The sequence below is a fragment of the Ruminococcus sp. Marseille-P328 genome (genome assembly GCF_964249465.1).
Taxonomy (GTDB): domain Bacteria; phylum Bacillota; class Clostridia; order Lachnospirales; family Lachnospiraceae; genus Blautia_A; species Blautia_A faecis.
Map to the genome: position 1 here is coordinate 57,207 of NZ_CAXUBQ010000013.1, position 16,112 is coordinate 73,318.

General features: G+C 43.7%; 15 protein-coding genes. 11 read left to right on the plus strand and 4 right to left on the minus strand.

Annotation, left to right across the window (positions count from 1 at the left end; all coding sequences use genetic code 11):
- Nucleotides 1-18: 18 nt before the first annotated feature.
- From ACESTK_RS10710 to ACESTK_RS10720, 3 genes are all read left to right on the plus strand, one after another.
- A complete protein-coding gene (locus ACESTK_RS10710; RefSeq protein WP_226854716.1) occupies nt 19-792 on the plus strand; it encodes a DeoR/GlpR family DNA-binding transcription regulator in 774 nt (257 codons plus the stop codon).
- Nucleotides 793-839: 47 nt separating this feature from the next.
- Nucleotides 840-1,991: a 1-propanol dehydrogenase PduQ gene (locus ACESTK_RS10715; protein ID WP_148461170.1), complete on the plus strand. Its 1,152-nt coding sequence runs from the start codon at nt 840-842 to the stop codon at nt 1,989-1,991.
- Nucleotides 1,992-2,208: 217 nt separating this feature from the next.
- Nucleotides 2,209-3,324: a cob(I)yrinic acid a,c-diamide adenosyltransferase gene (locus ACESTK_RS10720; RefSeq protein ID WP_187565042.1), complete on the plus strand. Its 1,116-nt coding sequence runs from the start codon at nt 2,209-2,211 to the stop codon at nt 3,322-3,324.
- A gap of 35 nt (nt 3,325-3,359) precedes the next feature.
- On the opposite strand, the gene ACESTK_RS10725 is transcribed toward ACESTK_RS10720, so the two are convergent.
- From ACESTK_RS10725 to ACESTK_RS10735, 3 genes are all read right to left on the minus strand, one after another.
- Nucleotides 3,360-3,620 carry a heavy-metal-associated domain-containing protein gene (locus tag ACESTK_RS10725; RefSeq protein ID WP_148461172.1) on the minus strand — a complete coding sequence of 87 codons (261 nt, stop codon included), beginning with the start codon at nt 3,618-3,620 and terminating at the stop codon, nt 3,360-3,362.
- A 65-nt stretch (nt 3,621-3,685) separates the two neighbouring features.
- On the minus strand, nt 3,686-3,922 hold the full coding sequence (locus tag ACESTK_RS10730; protein ID WP_118577765.1) for a hypothetical protein: 237 nt from the start codon (nt 3,920-3,922) through the stop codon (nt 3,686-3,688).
- Nucleotides 3,923-4,499: 577 nt separating this feature from the next.
- Nucleotides 4,500-5,348 (minus strand): AraC family transcriptional regulator, encoded by an 849-nt coding sequence (locus ACESTK_RS10735; protein WP_173734868.1) that lies wholly within the window; start codon nt 5,346-5,348, stop codon nt 4,500-4,502.
- A 194-nt stretch (nt 5,349-5,542) separates the two neighbouring features.
- Between ACESTK_RS10735 and ACESTK_RS10740 the strand changes: the two genes are divergently transcribed.
- On the plus strand, nt 5,543-7,339 hold the full coding sequence (locus ACESTK_RS10740; RefSeq protein ID WP_118577763.1) for an L-fucose isomerase: 1,797 nt from the start codon (nt 5,543-5,545) through the stop codon (nt 7,337-7,339).
- Between the two features lie 377 nt (nt 7,340-7,716).
- Nucleotides 7,717-8,859, plus strand: a complete 1,143-nt coding sequence (locus tag ACESTK_RS10745) for a hypothetical protein (protein ID WP_373119715.1) — start codon at nt 7,717-7,719, stop codon at nt 8,857-8,859.
- A gap of 62 nt (nt 8,860-8,921) precedes the next feature.
- On the opposite strand, the gene ACESTK_RS10750 is transcribed toward ACESTK_RS10745, so the two are convergent.
- On the minus strand, nt 8,922-9,365 hold the full coding sequence (locus ACESTK_RS10750; protein ID WP_118577760.1) for an RbsD/FucU family protein: 444 nt from the start codon (nt 9,363-9,365) through the stop codon (nt 8,922-8,924).
- Nucleotides 9,366-9,623: 258 nt separating this feature from the next.
- Between ACESTK_RS10750 and ACESTK_RS10755 the strand changes: the two genes are divergently transcribed.
- The 6 genes from ACESTK_RS10755 to ACESTK_RS10780 all read left to right on the plus strand — a co-directional run bounded on the left by ACESTK_RS10755 (nt 9,624) and on the right by ACESTK_RS10780 (nt 16,099).
- Entirely contained in the window at nt 9,624-10,472 is an 849-nt protein-coding gene (locus ACESTK_RS10755) for a class II fructose-bisphosphate aldolase (RefSeq protein WP_173717930.1), read from the plus strand.
- Nucleotides 10,473-10,483: 11 nt separating this feature from the next.
- Nucleotides 10,484-11,491 (plus strand): LacI family DNA-binding transcriptional regulator, encoded by a 1,008-nt coding sequence (locus ACESTK_RS10760; protein WP_173734870.1) that lies wholly within the window; start codon nt 10,484-10,486, stop codon nt 11,489-11,491.
- The gene (gene xylB, locus ACESTK_RS10765) at nt 11,488-13,002 is read left to right on the plus strand and encodes a xylulokinase (protein WP_227200977.1); all 1,515 of its coding nucleotides are present in this window, start codon (nt 11,488-11,490) and stop codon (nt 13,000-13,002) included. Before ACESTK_RS10760 ends, xylB begins: the two co-directional genes overlap by 4 nt.
- A 14-nt stretch (nt 13,003-13,016) precedes the next feature.
- A complete protein-coding gene (locus tag ACESTK_RS10770; RefSeq protein WP_148461180.1) occupies nt 13,017-14,066 on the plus strand; it encodes a galactitol-1-phosphate 5-dehydrogenase in 1,050 nt (349 codons plus the stop codon).
- A 4-nt stretch (nt 14,067-14,070) separates the two neighbouring features.
- Nucleotides 14,071-15,000, plus strand: a complete 930-nt coding sequence (gene pfkB, locus ACESTK_RS10775; RefSeq protein ID WP_195983156.1) for a 1-phosphofructokinase — start codon at nt 14,071-14,073, stop codon at nt 14,998-15,000.
- Between the two features lie 88 nt (nt 15,001-15,088).
- Entirely contained in the window at nt 15,089-16,099 is a 1,011-nt protein-coding gene (locus ACESTK_RS10780) for an aldo/keto reductase (RefSeq protein ID WP_118577756.1), read from the plus strand.
- Nucleotides 16,100-16,112: the final 13 nt, after the last annotated feature.

Genomic DNA, 16,112 nt, shown 5'->3' on the forward strand with positions numbered 1-16,112 from the left:
CGCGGAGGGGACCTGAACATGCTTGCGTTAGAGAGACGGAATCTGATCCTTGAGAAATTACAGAATGAGAAGCGCGTAGTAGTAAGTGAACTGAGCCAGTTATACGGAGTCTCTGAGGAAACCATCCGACGGGATCTGGACAAGCTGGAGAAGGAAGGGCTTGCCATTAAAAGCTATGGCGGAGCTGTGATCAATGAAGATGTGAGCATTGATCTCCCTTTTAATGTGCGCAAGAATCAGAATGTAGTTGGGAAACAGAAGATGGCGGAAATTGTAGCCTCTCTTGTGCATGACGGGGAACATCTGCTTCTGGACGCCAGCACTACTGCAGTGTTTGTGGCAAAGGCATTAAAAGAGAAGGAGCGTCTGACTGTGATCACCAATTCCATGGAGATCCTTCTGGAACTGGTAGATGTGTCAGGATGGAATATTATTTCCACAGGTGGGATGATGAAGGAAGGCTATCTGGCTTTCCTTGGATCCCGGACAGAAGAAGTCATTCGCTCTTATTTTGTAGATACCGTTATTTTTTCCTGTAAGGCTCTTGATGAGAACTGGGGAGTAATGGAATCACAGGAAGCTTTTGGAACAGCAAAGAGAGCAATGCTGGATTCAGGACGTAAGAAAATCCTGGTTGTGGACAATACGAAATTTGACCAGACCGCATTTTCCGTTGCCGGAAGATTGCGGGATGTTGATATCGTCGTGACAGATGCGAAGCCTTCTGAAAAATGGCTGAAGCTTTTTAAAGAAGAGGGCGTGGAGTGCAGATATCCGGAATCTGTCCGATAGAAGCTTTCTGCTTACAAAAGAAAGCTGCAATAAAGGAGCATTGAATTATGAAAACTTTTGAAATGAAAACAGTCATCCATTTTGGTGACAATGCCCTGGATAGACTGGCAGAACTGCCATACAAAAAAGTTCTGGTGATCACAGATCCATTCATCGCAAAAGGGAAAATGATCGAGCTGATCACAGACCCATTGAGACGCGGTGGCAAGGAGTTTGAAGTATTCAGTGATGTTGTGCCGGATGCACCGGTAGGAAAAATCGCAGAAGGTGTAAAGAAGTTCCTGGAGTATCAGCCGGAGGTTGTAGTAGCTGTCGGAGGTGGCTCTGCAATTGACTCATCCAAGGCAATCCGTGAGTTTGCCCTGAAGATCAACAATTACGGCAAAGTAGGTCTTATTGCAATTCCTACTACCAGTGGTACCGGATCTGAGGTTACCTCTTTTGCAGTTGTAAATGATACAGATAATCATGTGAAGTATCCGCTGATCTCAGACAGCCTTACAGCTGATGAGGCAATCCTGGATGCAGAACTGGTAAAGAGCGTTCCGCCCTCTATCACAGCAGATACAGGTATGGACGTACTGACTCATGCAATTGAGTCTTATGTAAGTATCAATCACAATGAATTTTCATCTGCTCTTGCTGAAAAGTCAATTGAAATCTGCGGAGTCTTTCTGTTAAGAGCATACCTTGACGGCGGCGATATGCATGCCCGTCAGAAAATGCATGTAGCTTCCTGTCTTGCCGGACTGTCTTTTAATGCTGCAGGACTTGGAATCACACATAGTATGGCACATCAGCTGGGAGCTATTTTCCATATTCCGCATGGACGTGCCAATGCAATGCTGCTTCCGCATATTGTAGAATTTAATGCAAATATCAACAAACATAGCAGAAGCCAGCAGGAATATCTTCCGGCAGTAAAGCGATATGCCAATATTTCACATATTCTTGGACTGAGTAACTACAACAAAGTAATGTCTGTAAGATCTCTTGTAAACTGGATTCAGTTTATGCAGAAGGAAATGAATATTCCGCTTACGATTAAAGAAATGGGAACTATTTCTGAGGATGAGTATTTTGCAGCAATTGACAAAATGGCAAACCTGGCGCTTGCTGATGCCTGCACAACTGCCAACCCAAGAGTCCCAACAAAAGAGGATATTGTGAAGATTTACAAGAAATTGTGGTCATTTTAATGAATTTAAGAGTTGCTGTCTAGCAACATATAAGAGGCTTTGGACAGATACTGTGGAATTGCGGTTATTTGTCCAGAGTCTGTTTATAACTAATGTAGTGAATGTAAGATAATGTGGATTATTTTCTGTTTTTGCACAGATATTGTCTTATATTCAGTGTATTGGTGCATAATAAAATCCATTTTGCCGGATGGGTAAAATGTCAGGAGAAAGTCGTATGAGTATTTATACAAAGAATGGTGACAAGGGAACTACCAATCTTGTCCATACGAAAAACGTTTCCAAAGCGGATGACCGAATCCAGCTGGAGGGAACCATAGATGAACTTTCCTGCCATATTGGAGTGTTGAAAACCATGATCAGAGATGGAGATACCATCCGTTTTCTGGAGAAGATCCAGGAAAATCTGACCAGAATTGATGCAGGAGTGGCAGATCCATATAATAGAGAGTATAAGATCAATGATGACAAGACAGAGCTTTTAGAGGAAGAGATTGACCGTTTGACGGGGCTTTTTCATATGCCGAAGGAGTCCTCATTACCTGGGGCTTGTCGCTTGTCTGCTGAGATTGATGTGACTTGGGCTGTGGCCAGAAGAGCGGAGCGTGATCTTGCCGCTGTAAGTGTAAAGTTTGGTTCTGACACAGGAAGCAAGAAATATATGAACCGTCTGGCCGACTATCTGTATGTGCTTGCACGCTACGAAGAAGCGGAGGCAGCAGGTCAGAAGACGGGAACGTCAAAGCTTGTAGAAACTGACGCATCTTCTGAAAATACGGAACTACATGCAAGTGGAACTGAGAAAGTGGCAGGAGGAAGCGTGAGCGTGGATACGAAAGTTGAAAATTCTCTCATATCTGGTATCTCTGATTCTGTAGACGAAGCTGTAATTCAGGCAGTACTGCGCCGCATGGGTATGCAGAATAAGATTACACTGGATGGAGCGAAGAAGCTGATCGGGAAAATCGAACAGGAAGCCCTTCGCCGCGGTAAGAAAGCGGTGATTGCAGTTTGTGGTCCGGAAGGAAATCCAATTGCCGTTCATGTAATGGACGGAGCATTTCTGGTAAGCTTTGATGTCGCTTTGAAAAAAGCTTATACTTCTGTTGCGGTGAAGATGTCCACCATGGAATTATCTAAACTGGCTCAGCCAGGCGGAACCTTTTATGGCGTAGATAAGATGGATGGTGGAAAAATCGTGATTTTCGGAGGCGGCGTGCCGCTGAAATCCGGAGATACGATTATCGGAGGTCTTGGTATAAGCGGAGGCACAGGAGAGGAAGATCACAGCCTGGCAGAATATGCATTGTCCGTATTACCGGAAATATTGTAGTTGGAATATAGTACAAAGATTATGACAGGGAAAGGCTATTTCTTTAGGAAAGAGAAAAAGCCTTTCTTTTTTTCGTATGGAGCTTTTGAGACAGAAAGCAGTTTATAACCCGTTTTATCAATAGTCTCTTTCAGTTTTGCTTCATCAAGATCATTTTCTGTAAGGATAACCGTCTCTCCTTTTGTATGGGACGAGGTGACTTTTTTTACAGAAAAGTTATTACGAATACTTTCGTTAATGTGGGATTCACACATTCCACACATCATTCCGTCTATTTTTAATGTAATCTGCTGCATAATTTAATCTCCCTTTTTTAATAGATTTGCCATAAATGTCCTGGCGGTATGTTTTCAAACACGCTCTAAGCTGTGTAATCAAATTTCACAAAGGACAGCTCGCAGTTTGCAATACGGCTGCAGATATTTACTGCTGAATACATTACCACGGAAAATTCTCCGTCAATAGTATCCACATGAAGATAACGTCCGTCAGCGGAGATTCTGGCGTGTTTCACATCGCCTCGCTCTGTCAGTTCTTTTATGATTTCATTTGCCAGGTCTTCCGTAACAGTTTTTGATAAATGATAACATCTTCCCATGATTCAACAGCTTCCTTTCGTCATACTTATGTTAGTTGCTTCTAATTGAAAATATTATAGCACGTTTCAGAAAAAAGAAAACTTCAGTTACAGATAAAATTTATCATTTAAGTGTCGAATTATGTGAGAATTTTACGACCGAATTTCGTTGTAATAGCAACCGGCTTTTGTTAGAATAAAAGAAACGAAAGAGAAAAACAATTTCTGATTTTCTGCGGCGTTCTGCAGCAGTATGTGCGGACAGTTTTCTGCCATGGGCTAATCTGCCTGATCAGCAGCAATTCCATCATCCGGTTACTTGAAAACCTGCTACATAAGGGTCCTGGAATAAGAGACCATTCTGGAAAAATGGCATATATAGCGAAAACAAGAATAAGCTATGGTTTTTTTCGAGTCTTAACAGCAAAAGAAAACGCATAAAATGCGTCAACGTAGCCTGTAAAAAATACAGGAATGATTCTCTGTCGTTTTTCTTACGACGAAAAAAATCACATCTTTAGCATATCTGAGAAATAAGAGAAAAAGAAGTCAATTCTTTTTTTGTGGGCGGGCATCCGGCCAATGCTCGCCCTCCTAATCAGCTTTTCTTATATTTTCCTGGTGTAGTTCCTTTGTATTTTTTAAATGTACGTATAAAATAGCTCAGATCATTAAATCCATTTCGATATGCAATATCTGTAATAGAATCATCGGTTGTGGAGATTTCATAGCAGGCTCTCTCAATGCGCTGCCTGTTCAGATAATCCATGGGAGTCTGATGGGTCATTTCGGAGAAAAAACGGCAAAAGTATTTGGGTGACATGGATACGGAGGCCGAAAGCTGTTTTAGTGTCAGAGCCCCCGTATAGTTGTGCTCAATGAAATCAAGTACCTGTTTCAGCTGTAAAATTCTCTTATAATCACGTCTTGCGCGTGTTATACTTTCAAGATAGTAATGATTACTAAAAATAATGCCGAAAAAGTGGTAAAATTGTCCAATTACAGTGAGCTCGTAGCCAGGTTCTCTTTTCCAAAGAGAATCAAAAAGACTGTTTATTGTATTGCAGATTTCTATATGCTTTGGTGTAAAATGATGATAGATCAGAATTTCCTGATGAATAATCTTCTGCATATATCCTGCACAAACAGAATTATTTTTGAGGAAAACATTTCCGTCGAAAACAATGCACTGATAAAGACAATTATCAGGAATTCCACTGTGAAGAATTCCACTATGTACAAAAATGATGTCTCCAGCTGTTGCAATGAAACTTTTTTCGTCTAAAGTGACAGTGAGAGAGCCCTCAAGAATACGAATGATTTCATATTCTACATGCCAGTGATAGGACATTACATAGCGCGGATGAGCCTGATCAATATGATGAAATTCAAAAGGAAAATCATATGTTCCCCTTAAACGGTCTTCATTATGGTCCAGATCCTGCAAAATAAATTCCTCCTTAAGTTAATTTGATGGATTTTTTACAAAATGATCAAAAAAGTGAATATTGTACTATTTTTTGCCATTATATCACAAGTAATTACGGTTTGGCAATTGTATACTATGAACTATAGGAAACAGGGAGGTTTTTTAGTGAAACCTCTTAAAAAAGAATATATTTATTATGGAGGTAATGAATCATGGCAAAGAGCAGATTAGTAGGCAGCTATCCGGTTATCGGTATCAGACCAACAATCGACGGACGTAGAGGAGCACTCGATGTCAGAGGATCTCTTGAAGAGCAGACAATGAATATGGCTAAATCCGCTGCGAAACTTTTTGAAGAAAACCTGAGATATTCCAACGGTGAGCCTGTTAAAGTTGTTATCGCTGATACAACAATCGGACGTGTAGGTGAAAGTGCTGCATGTGCTGACAAATTCCGTAAAGAAGGCGTAGACATCACACTTACTGTTACACCGTGCTGGTGCTATGGCGCAGAGACAATGGATATGGATCCTCAGACAATCAAAGCTGTATGGGGCTTCAACGGAACAGAAAGACCAGGAGCAGTTTACCTTGCATCCGTTCTTGCTACACATGCACAGAAAGGTCTTCCGGCATTCGGTATCTATGGACATGATGTTCAGGAAGCTGATGACACGTCTATCCCGGCAGACGTTGAAGAGAAATTACTCAGATTCGGACGTGCAGCAGTTGCAGCTGCTTCCATGAGAGGCAAATCCTATCTGCAGATCGGTTCCGTTACAATGGGTATCGGCGGATCTATCATTGATTCCGATTTCATCGAATCCTATCTTGGAATGCGTGTTGAATCCGTTGATGAGGTAGAAATCATCCGTCGTATGACAGAAGGCATCTACGATCACGCAGAATTTGAGAAAGCTCTCAAATGGGCGAAAGAGACCTGTAAGATTGGTTGGGACAAGAACCCTGAAGAACTGCAGTTCTCCCCAGAGAAGAAAGAAGAGCAGTTTGAGTTCGTAGTTAAAATGGCAGTTATCATCAAAGAGTTGATGAACGGCTGCGATAACCTTGATCCTGCATTCTCCGAGGAAGCAATCGGACACAACGCTCTGGCAGCTGGTTTCCAGGGACAGAGACAGTGGACAGATTTCTATCCAAACGGTGACTTTGCAGAAGCTATGCTGAACACATCCTTCGACTGGAACGGAGCTCGTGAGCCATACATCCTCGCTACAGAGAATGACGTTCTCAACGGACTTGGAATGATGTTCATGAAACTTCTTACAAACAGAGCTCAGATCTTCGCTGATGTTCGTACATACTGGAGCCCAGAGGCTGTTAAGAAAGCTACAGGATATGACCTTGAAGGCGTAGCTAAAGAAGCTGGCGGATTCCTTCACCTGATCAACTCCGGTGCTGCTTGCCTTGACGCTAACGGCGAAGCTAAAGATGAAAACGGCAATGCTGTTATGAAACAGTGGTGGGATATCACAGAAGAAGACCAGAAAGCTATCATGGAAAACACTGAATGGTGTATGGCTGACAACGGATACTTCCGTGGAGGCGGATACTCCAGCCGTTATGAAACAAAAGCTCAGATGCCTGCAACAATGATCCGTTTGAACCTTGTTAAAGGACTTGGACCGGTTCTGCAGATTGCTGAAGGATGGACAGTTGCTCTTCCAGCAGAAGTATCTGACAAACTTTGGAAACGTACAGACTACACATGGCCATGTACATGGTTTGCTCCAAGATGCGATGGCAAAGAGGGACCGTTCAAGACAGCTTATGATGTAATGAACAACTGGGGAGCTAACCACGGTGCTATCTCCTACGGACATATCGGAGCTGACCTGATCACAATGTGCTCTATGCTTCGTATCCCGGTATCCATGCATAACGTTCCGGAGAAAGATATCTATCGTCCGGCAGCTTGGAATGCATTTGGAATGGATAAAGAAGGTGCAGATTTCAGAGCTTGCAAGAACTATGGACCTCTTTATAAATAATTAGCTTTTTATAATTTAACTGCTTTCTTTCACTCCCCCAGGACAATGAAGGAAAGCTGAGAGAGCGGGACTTTTGTCTCGCTCTTTTATTGTCTGGGGCTCTTTATCGGACATACATCCGCATGATTTCACGCCCGGATTCCCGATTTTTCTGTGAAATTGTTTATAAAAACACCTCGCGGAACATTACCGGTGAATAGTAACTGTTGCTGTAAAATAATGGGAAAATATGAGAAAAATGGTTGCAAGTTTTTCCTGGTGTGTTACAATGAAAAGCAGAAAAATGGTTACTGCTCATTCCGTTCACAAAATACCTCGCGGAATGTTATCAGTAAACAGTAACGAAAAATGTATACAAGAGGGAAAAGAGGATATATATGAAGAAAAAGCTGGGAATGTTGCTGGCTGTGCTTCTTACTTTTTGCATGACTGTGGGAGTTTTTGCAGATGCAGGAAAGACACAGCAGGTTGATTATAAAACAGATTACTATATGATTGTAGAATCGCCTGATGGCGGTGTTGACATGTATTCAGAGGCAGATGCTTCCAGCCCGAAGCTGAATGATGAGCTGATTCCTAATGGAACTGCGATCCATGTAGAAGGAGAGGTCACAGATGAAGCTGGAAAGGTATGGGTATATGCTCAGCTTCATGGCATGTTTGGTTTCCTGGAAGAGAATTATCTGAAGCCGGCCACTCTTGCCGAGGCAGTGGCATCAGAGCTTGCCTTATACGGAAGCAAGGATGCGAATTACAGTATTACAGTCAATGCTAAGGAAGACGGTTCCGTTTGCCTGTATAAAGGACCTGGAAAAAAGTACGGCACAGTTTCCGGAGGCTGTAATATAGCGAATGGTGAGAAGTTATATATTGATACAGAAGTAGATACTGGTAAAGATGGTATCTGGGGACACACAGAGGCTGGTGATGTTTCTGGCTGGGTAAATATTGCAGAAGCCACCAATACGGAAGAGAGTACAGTAGAACTTGTTCCTGAAACTGAGAAAGAAGCGGAAGACGGTTCCCAATCTGTTCAGGCTGGAGAGAATACTTCTGAAGTTGGAAAAGCAGGTACCGAAGGCAAAGATATCGGTGATGCGGAGGCAGAGCCAACAGGCACTCCTACCCCGAAGCCTGAGAAGACAAGTACTCCTGCTCCGAAGCCAACTGAGACGAGTACTCCTGCCCCTGAGCCGACTGAAGCGAGCACTCCTGCCCCGGAACCAACTGAGGCGAGCACTCCTACCCCGGAGCCGACTGAGACAAGTACTCCTACTCCGGAACCAACAGAGACAAGTACTCCCACCCCGGAGCCAAGTGAGACTATTGCGCCTACAGAAGAGGCAACAGTAACAGTTGCTCCTTCAGAAAGTGCAGAACAGGAAGCATCCAGCAAAAATGTGGAGAGCACAGATAAGGGAATGAATTCTGTTATCTGGATTCTGGTTGTAGTTATTATCATTGGCATCGCAGTGGTAATCTGGCTCCTTAAGAAAAAAGGAAAAAATAGTGAATCATAATAAACATGAATAATAAAAGCTCCGCCGGGAATCCGACGGAGCTTTTTAGCTGAAATAAAAAATTATTTGTTGATAACAACACCTTTCTGAAGCATAACGTTTGCGTAAACAGCTTTCTCACCTGTAGCGATAATACAATATGCTTTCTTTGCCTCTTCATAAAATGCGAAACGCTCGATATTTCCAACTGCCTCGGCGCCACGTTCATCATGTTTGGAAACAATCTCTTTGTATGTATCCCAGATTGGAGTTTTTACCGGATCGCCAGGCATAACTTCCATCAGGGTAACTGGTTTCTCTACATAAGAATCAAGAGGGATAACAGTAAGGATAGCGTCCAGAAGTTCTGGAACTCCATGTCCGTCGCAGCGAACAACAATTGCATCTTTACCCATTGATTCTACTGGGAAGTTGCCGTCCGCGATAACGATGCGGTCGCTGTGTCCCATCTCGCATAAAACTTTTAAAAGCTGTGGTGAAAGTATTTCTGGAATTCCTTTTAACATAATATATTCTCCCTTCGTTCTTTCTCAGAAATCTGGCACAGTAATCTATAAAAACTGATACCGGTTCCGAAAGTATTCTACTCTATAAGTTACCTTTCTTTGCTGGATTTTTCAAGGTAAAATTTTACGCAAAAAGATGAAATATTTACTGTTGACAGAAATTTGGAAAAGAGTTAATATGAATTAAAACAGAAACGTTTCGGTTTCTCGAAAAACAGAAGCTTCACGGCCTGTATCAGCAGGCAGAAGGAGGAGAATATGCCACTTGTTACATCTAAGGAAATGTTGTTGAAAGCTCAGCAGGGCGGTTACGCAGTGGGTGCATTTAATGCAGAGAATATGGAGATGGTGAAAGCGATCATTCAGGCAGCTGAGGAGTTGAAAGCACCTGTTATGATCCAGACTACTCCATCTACTATTAAATATGGCACTCTTGAGACCTATCAGGCAATCGTTGCAGCAGAAGCTGCAAAGGCTTCCGTTCCGGTTTGCCTGCACCTTGATCACGGCAGTAGCTTTGATCTCGCCATGAAGGCTCTGAAGGCTGGATATACTTCCGTGATGATTGACGGTTCTAAGCTGGATTATGAAGGAAACATTGAGGTGAGCAAGAAGGTGGCTGACGTAGCAGCTTCTATGGGAATCCCATGCGAGGCAGAACTTGGTAAGGTAGGTGGTAAGGAAGACGACCTGGTTGCAGTTGCAGATACCAATACCGATCCACAGGAAGCCAGAGAATTTGTAGAGCGCACCGGCGTTACTTCTCTTGCGGTAGCAATCGGCACAGCACATGGCTTCTATGTGGGAACTCCTGTTCTTGATAAGGAGCGTTTAAGTGAAATTCGTGAAGTTGTAGATATTCCTCTGGTTCTTCATGGCGCTTCCGGCCTTAGCGATGAGGATGTTATGGATTGCGTAAAGAGAGGAATCTGTAAGGTTAATTTTGCCACCGAGCTTCGTGCAGCATACTCCAAGGCTGTCAGAGAGACACTTGAGGATGAGAAGGTATTTGATCCTAAGGCATATGGCAAGGCTGGAATTGCAGCTGTGAAAGAGCTTGTAATGGCCCGTATGAAAGTTTGCGGCTGTGACGGAAAGGCTGAGTAAGAGGCTGATTTATGGCAGCGACGATGAAAGATATTGCCAGACGGACAGGACTTGGTCTGGCAACGATTTCCTCTTATTTCAATGGGGGGAATGTAAGAGAGAAGAACCGTATCAAGATCGAAGAAGCCATCGAAGAATTACATTACGAAGTAAATGAAGTTGCCCGCGGTCTGAAGACCAATGCGACCAAGACAGTGGGGGTTGTGATTCCAGAGCTGAACAATGTTTTCTGCGCAGAAATCATCAGTGGAATGGAGGATATCCTCCGAAGCCATGGATATGCAGCGATTGTCTGTGACTGCAGAACAGATAAGAAGCTTGAAAAAGAAGCAGTGGATTTCCTTACCCGGAAACGTGTGGATGGAATTATCAATATGCCGGTAGATATGACTGGAGCCCATCTGAATGAATTTCAGAAAACAGGTAAACCCATTGTGCTTATCGACCGTATGATCCAGGGAATATCCTGCGACTGTGTGCTGGTGGATAATGTAAATGCAGCTGAGAAGGCTGTTGGCATGCTGGTAGAAGAACAGCATCAGAAGATTGGTCTGATCGGTGGACCGGATGAGGTATTCACTGCCAGACAGCGTATGTTAGGATATATGAAAGCACTTAAGGCTCATGGAATTGCGGTTGATGAAAAGCTGATCTGTCATGGTGATTACACGATCCAGGGAGGGGTTCAGGCAGTAGAAGAGCTGGTGAAAGAGAATCCGGATATGACAGCTGTTTTTGTGACGAACTATGAGATGACTATGGGGGCAGTGATCGGGCTTAACGAGATGGGGGTATCCATGCCAGAGGAGATTTCCCTGGTGGGATTTGACAATCTGCCTTTTGCCCGTGCATGCAGACCTGCACTTACCATTGTTTCACAGCCCACAGAGAAAATTGCAAGGGAAACAGCACAGATCATGCTGGAACGGCTTGAAGGAAGAGATGAGCTTCCTGACCATATTGTACGGAAACTTCAGACTGATATTTTTATGGGGAAATCCATAAGGAGACAAGGATGAGCAAAGACTATTTATTAGGAATTGATATTGGAACCAGCGCGTGCAAGGTTGCCATATTTAACAAGAACGGAAAGGTGATGGCTTCCGCCAATGGGGATTACCCTGTTTATTATCCTCATGAGGGATGGGCGCAGCAGAAGCCGGATGAATGGTGGCATGCGGTTTGCGGCGCTATTTGCGAATGCCTGGAGACAGGTAATATTTCAGGAGAGCAGATTGCCGGAGTGGGAATTGATGGGCAGAGCTGGTCGGCTATTGCCATTGACCATGAGGGAAATGTTCTGACAGATACACCTATCTGGATGGATACAAGAGCCCAGGAAATCTGCGACAGACTCAATAATGAAATCGGCAGTGAGAATATTTTCAATGTTGCAGGTAATTCTCTTCAGCCTTCATATACCACAGCGAAGATTCTCTGGTATAAGGAGAATATGCCTGAAGTATATAATAAGATTTACAAGATCCTTCAATCAAACAGCTTTATTGCTTACAGACTGACTGGTGCCATCACACAGGATCTTTCACAGGGATATGGCCTGCATTGCTTTGATATGCGTACTGGTACCTGGGATGAAGTGATGTGTGAGAAAATGGGAATTCCTGTGGATTTTCTTCCGGAGATTGTTGCGTGCGATAAGGTAGTGGGAACTGTGACGGAAGAGGCGGCAGCCCAGAGTGGACTGACTGTCGGAACTCCTGTAGTGGCCGGCGGTCTGGATGCAGCCTGTGGAACACTTGGTGCAGGTGTGATCCATCCGGGGGAGACCCAGGAGCAGGGTGGACAGGCTGGTGGCATGAGCATCTGCACAGATACATACAAAGCAGATCCAAGTCTGATCTTAGGCTATCACGTAGTGCCAGGCAAGTGGCTTCTTCAGGGAGGAACTACCGGAGGCGGCGGTGTCATGCGCTGGTTTGAGAGAGAATTTGCAGCTTATGAGAGGAGCCGCAAGGCGGATACCGGGAAATCCTCTCTGGAACAACTGAATGAAATTGCCGAGGCAGTACCAGCCGGAAGTGAAGGCGTTGTGTTCCTTCCATATATGTCCGGGGAGAGATCCCCTGTCTGGAATCCATACGCCAAAGGCGTTTTCTATGGACTTGATTTTGCTAAGACCAAGGGACACATGGTAAGAGCCTGTATGGAGGGCGTAGCATTTTCCCTGCGCCATAATCTGGAGGTGGCTGAAGCGGCAGGTGCTAAAGCAGAAGTTCTTCGTGCTATGGGAGGTTCAGCCAATTCCCTTCTCTGGACTCAGATTAAGGCTGATGTGACAGGCAAGGCAGTGGTGGTCCCTGCTTCCGATACAGCAACCACATTAGGTGCTGCAATCCTGGCTGGCGTAGGAGTTGGATTTTATAAAGATTACGAGGAAGCGGTTTCCATGACAGTGAAAGAGACAAGACGCCATGAGCCCAATCCTGAGAATAAAGAAGTTTATAATAAGACATACCGTACATATAGGGATTTATATGAATCTCTGAAAGCTATGATGGTACGGAAGTAAGGAGGTATTTCAAGATGAAAGCAGCAGTTGTAGTTGCAAACGAGGATGTACAGTACCAGGAAATCGAAGAACCACAGGCAAAACCAGGCTGGGTAAAGATTAAAGTAAAAGCTTCCGGCATTTGTGGCTCTGATGTTCCGCGAGTATTGAATCATGGTGTTCATTTTTATCCTATCGTTCTTGGACATGAGTTTTCTGGTGATGTAGTAGAAGTTGGAGAAGGGGTCACCAAGGTGAAAGTTGGCGACCGCGTTTCCGGGGCTCCGCTTCTTCCGTGCATGAAGTGTGATGATTGTCAGAATGGAAACTTCTCCTTATGTAAGCATTACAGTTTTATCGGTTCCAGGCAGCAGGGAAGTAATGCGGATTATGTAGTAATTCCAGAGCAGAATGCGATTCCTTTTGATCCGTCTATTTCCTATGAACAGGGTGCAATGTTCGAGCCATCCACAGTTGCTCTTCATGGACTCCTTCAGAATGATTATCAGGGCGGTCGCTGCGTAGCAATTTTAGGATGTGGAACAATTGGCATATTCACAATGCAGTGGGCAAAGATCTTTGGTTCCAAGAAGGTTGTCGTATTTGATATTAGTGAGGAACGCCTGGATCTTGCCATGAGAATGGGCGCAGATGCAGTTATCAATACAACCAAAGAGAATTATATGGAAGAGGCTATGGCAATTACCGGTGGTAAGGGCTATGAATATGTGTTTGAAACAGCCGGACAGGTTCCCACTATGCATATGGCATTTGAACTTGCTGCGAATAAGGCACACGTATGCTTCATTGGAACACCTCATGCAGATCTTACATTTACACCAAAGCAGTGGGAGAATATGAATCGTAAAGAATTTAAACTTACAGGCTCCTGGATGTCCTATAGTTCCCCGTTCCCAGGCAAAGAGTGGGATCTTACAGCTCATTATTTTGCAACCGGTCAGCTGAAATTTGATCCGGGATTTATTTATCGTAAAATGCCAATGAGTCAGGCTCAGGAAGCATTCCAGCTCTATAAGACACCTGGTCTTGTAAAGGGGAAGATTCTTCTGACGAATGAGGATTGAGCATATGATACTGACAGTAACATTAAATGCAGCCATTGATAAGCGGTATGTGGTAAATAACTTTAAGACTGGAGAAGTGAATCGTGTAAAGGAATGTACTTATGTTCCTGGTGGAAAAGGTCTGAATGTATCCAAGCCGGCTTCAATTTACGGAGCAGAGGTGATTGCCACAGGTTTTGTAGGTGGTTATGTAGGAGCTTATATTGAGAATGCACTGAAGCCGTTTGGTATTAAAAGTGCTTTTTATCATGTAGCTGCAGAAAGCAGATCCTGTATTAATATCTGGGATGAAGTTAATAAAGTTCAGACAGAATTTCTGGAACCTGGGTTTACCCTTACAGAAGAGGATTTTGCCGGATTTGAGGAAAAATTCCGTAATCTTGTAAAAGAAGCGAAAGTAGTTGCAATGTCAGGAAGTGTTCCGAAAGGACTTGATGGAACTGCTTATCAGCGACTTATAAAGATTGTAAAAGAGGCAGGAATTCCGGTTATTCTGGATACCAGTGGCAAACTTCTTGAAATGGGAATTGAAGCAGCACCTACTATGATCAAACCCAATATTGATGAAATCCGCATGCTCACAGGCAAGAAATGTGATAATATTCAGGATATTATAGATGCGGCGAAAGAGATTCATGCAAAAGGTGTGGAAATCGTAGCTGTTTCCCTGGGAGCTGACGGTTCTCTTGCAGTAGGTAATGAAGGAATTTTCCGTGCACTGGTTCCGAGAATAAATGCAGTGAACACAGTTGGGTGTGGAGATTCTATGATCGCAGGATTCGCACTGGGTTTATCCAGGGGACTTTCACTTCCTGAGACAATGAAACTGGCAAGTGCTATTTCAGCGGCAGCAGCCATGCGCGAGGAGACTGGATTTTTTGTGATGGAAGATATGGAAAAACTGCTTCCACAGATTGAGGTTACTAAATTATAAGAAAATGTAGTAAAAGATATTAAGCGAAAGTAAATTGCGTTGTAATTGAAAGCCATAGTGCAAAAGAAATGTTAAGGAGGATAAGAAAATGACAATGATTGATCCGGCAATTGTTCCGCAGAGAACACTTTATACTGGCGCTAAGATGCCAGCTGTTGGAATGGGTACTTTTGGAAGTGACCATGCAGATGCAGACGCAGTTTCTGCTTCTGTTGCAGGTGCACTTCGCGTAGGTTACCGTTCTTTTGATTGTGCTGCATGTTACGGAAATGAAGATATGATCGGAAAGATTTTCGCAGATGCATTTGCAGAAGGTATTGTAAAAAGAGAAGAACTTTTTATTGCCTCCAAAGTATGGAACGATATGCATGGTGACGGAGATGTACTGATTGCCTGTGCGAAGACCTTAAAGGATCTGAAGCTTGACTATCTGGATATGTATTATGTTCACTGGCCATTCCCGAACTATCATGCACCACATTGTGATGTGGATTCCAGAAATCCTGATTCCAAACCGTTTACAGTAGAGCGCTTTATGAAAACCTGGCGCCAGATGGAGCGCCTGGTAGATATGGGTCTGACGAAACATATCGGTATGTCTAATATGACAATCCCGAAACTGGAGGCAGTACTTCCACTTTGCAGAATTAAACCAGCTGCGATCGAGATGGAGCTTCATCCATGCTTCCAGCAGCCGGAGCTGTTTGATTATTGCAGAGCGCATGGTATTGAAGTGGTAGGATTCTGCCCAATTGGTTCTCCTGAACGTCCGGAACGTGATAAAATGCCAGAAGATATTGCGGATATTGAACTGCCAGAGCTGAAAGCAATTGCAGCGGCACATGGTGTACATCCAGCAGTTATCTGCATTAAATGGGCTGTACAGAGAGGTGCTTCCCCAATTCCATTCTCTTTGAAAGAGAAGAATTACACCATGAACCTGAAATGTGTCACGGAAGATCCTCTGACAGAAGAAGAGATGGAAACCATCCGTTCCCTTGATAAGAATAACCGTCTGATCAAAGGCCATGTATTCCTGTGGGAAGGTGCAAAGGACTGGCACGATCTCTGGGATGAGGATGGAGTGATTGTAAAATAATGGTTATAATTTC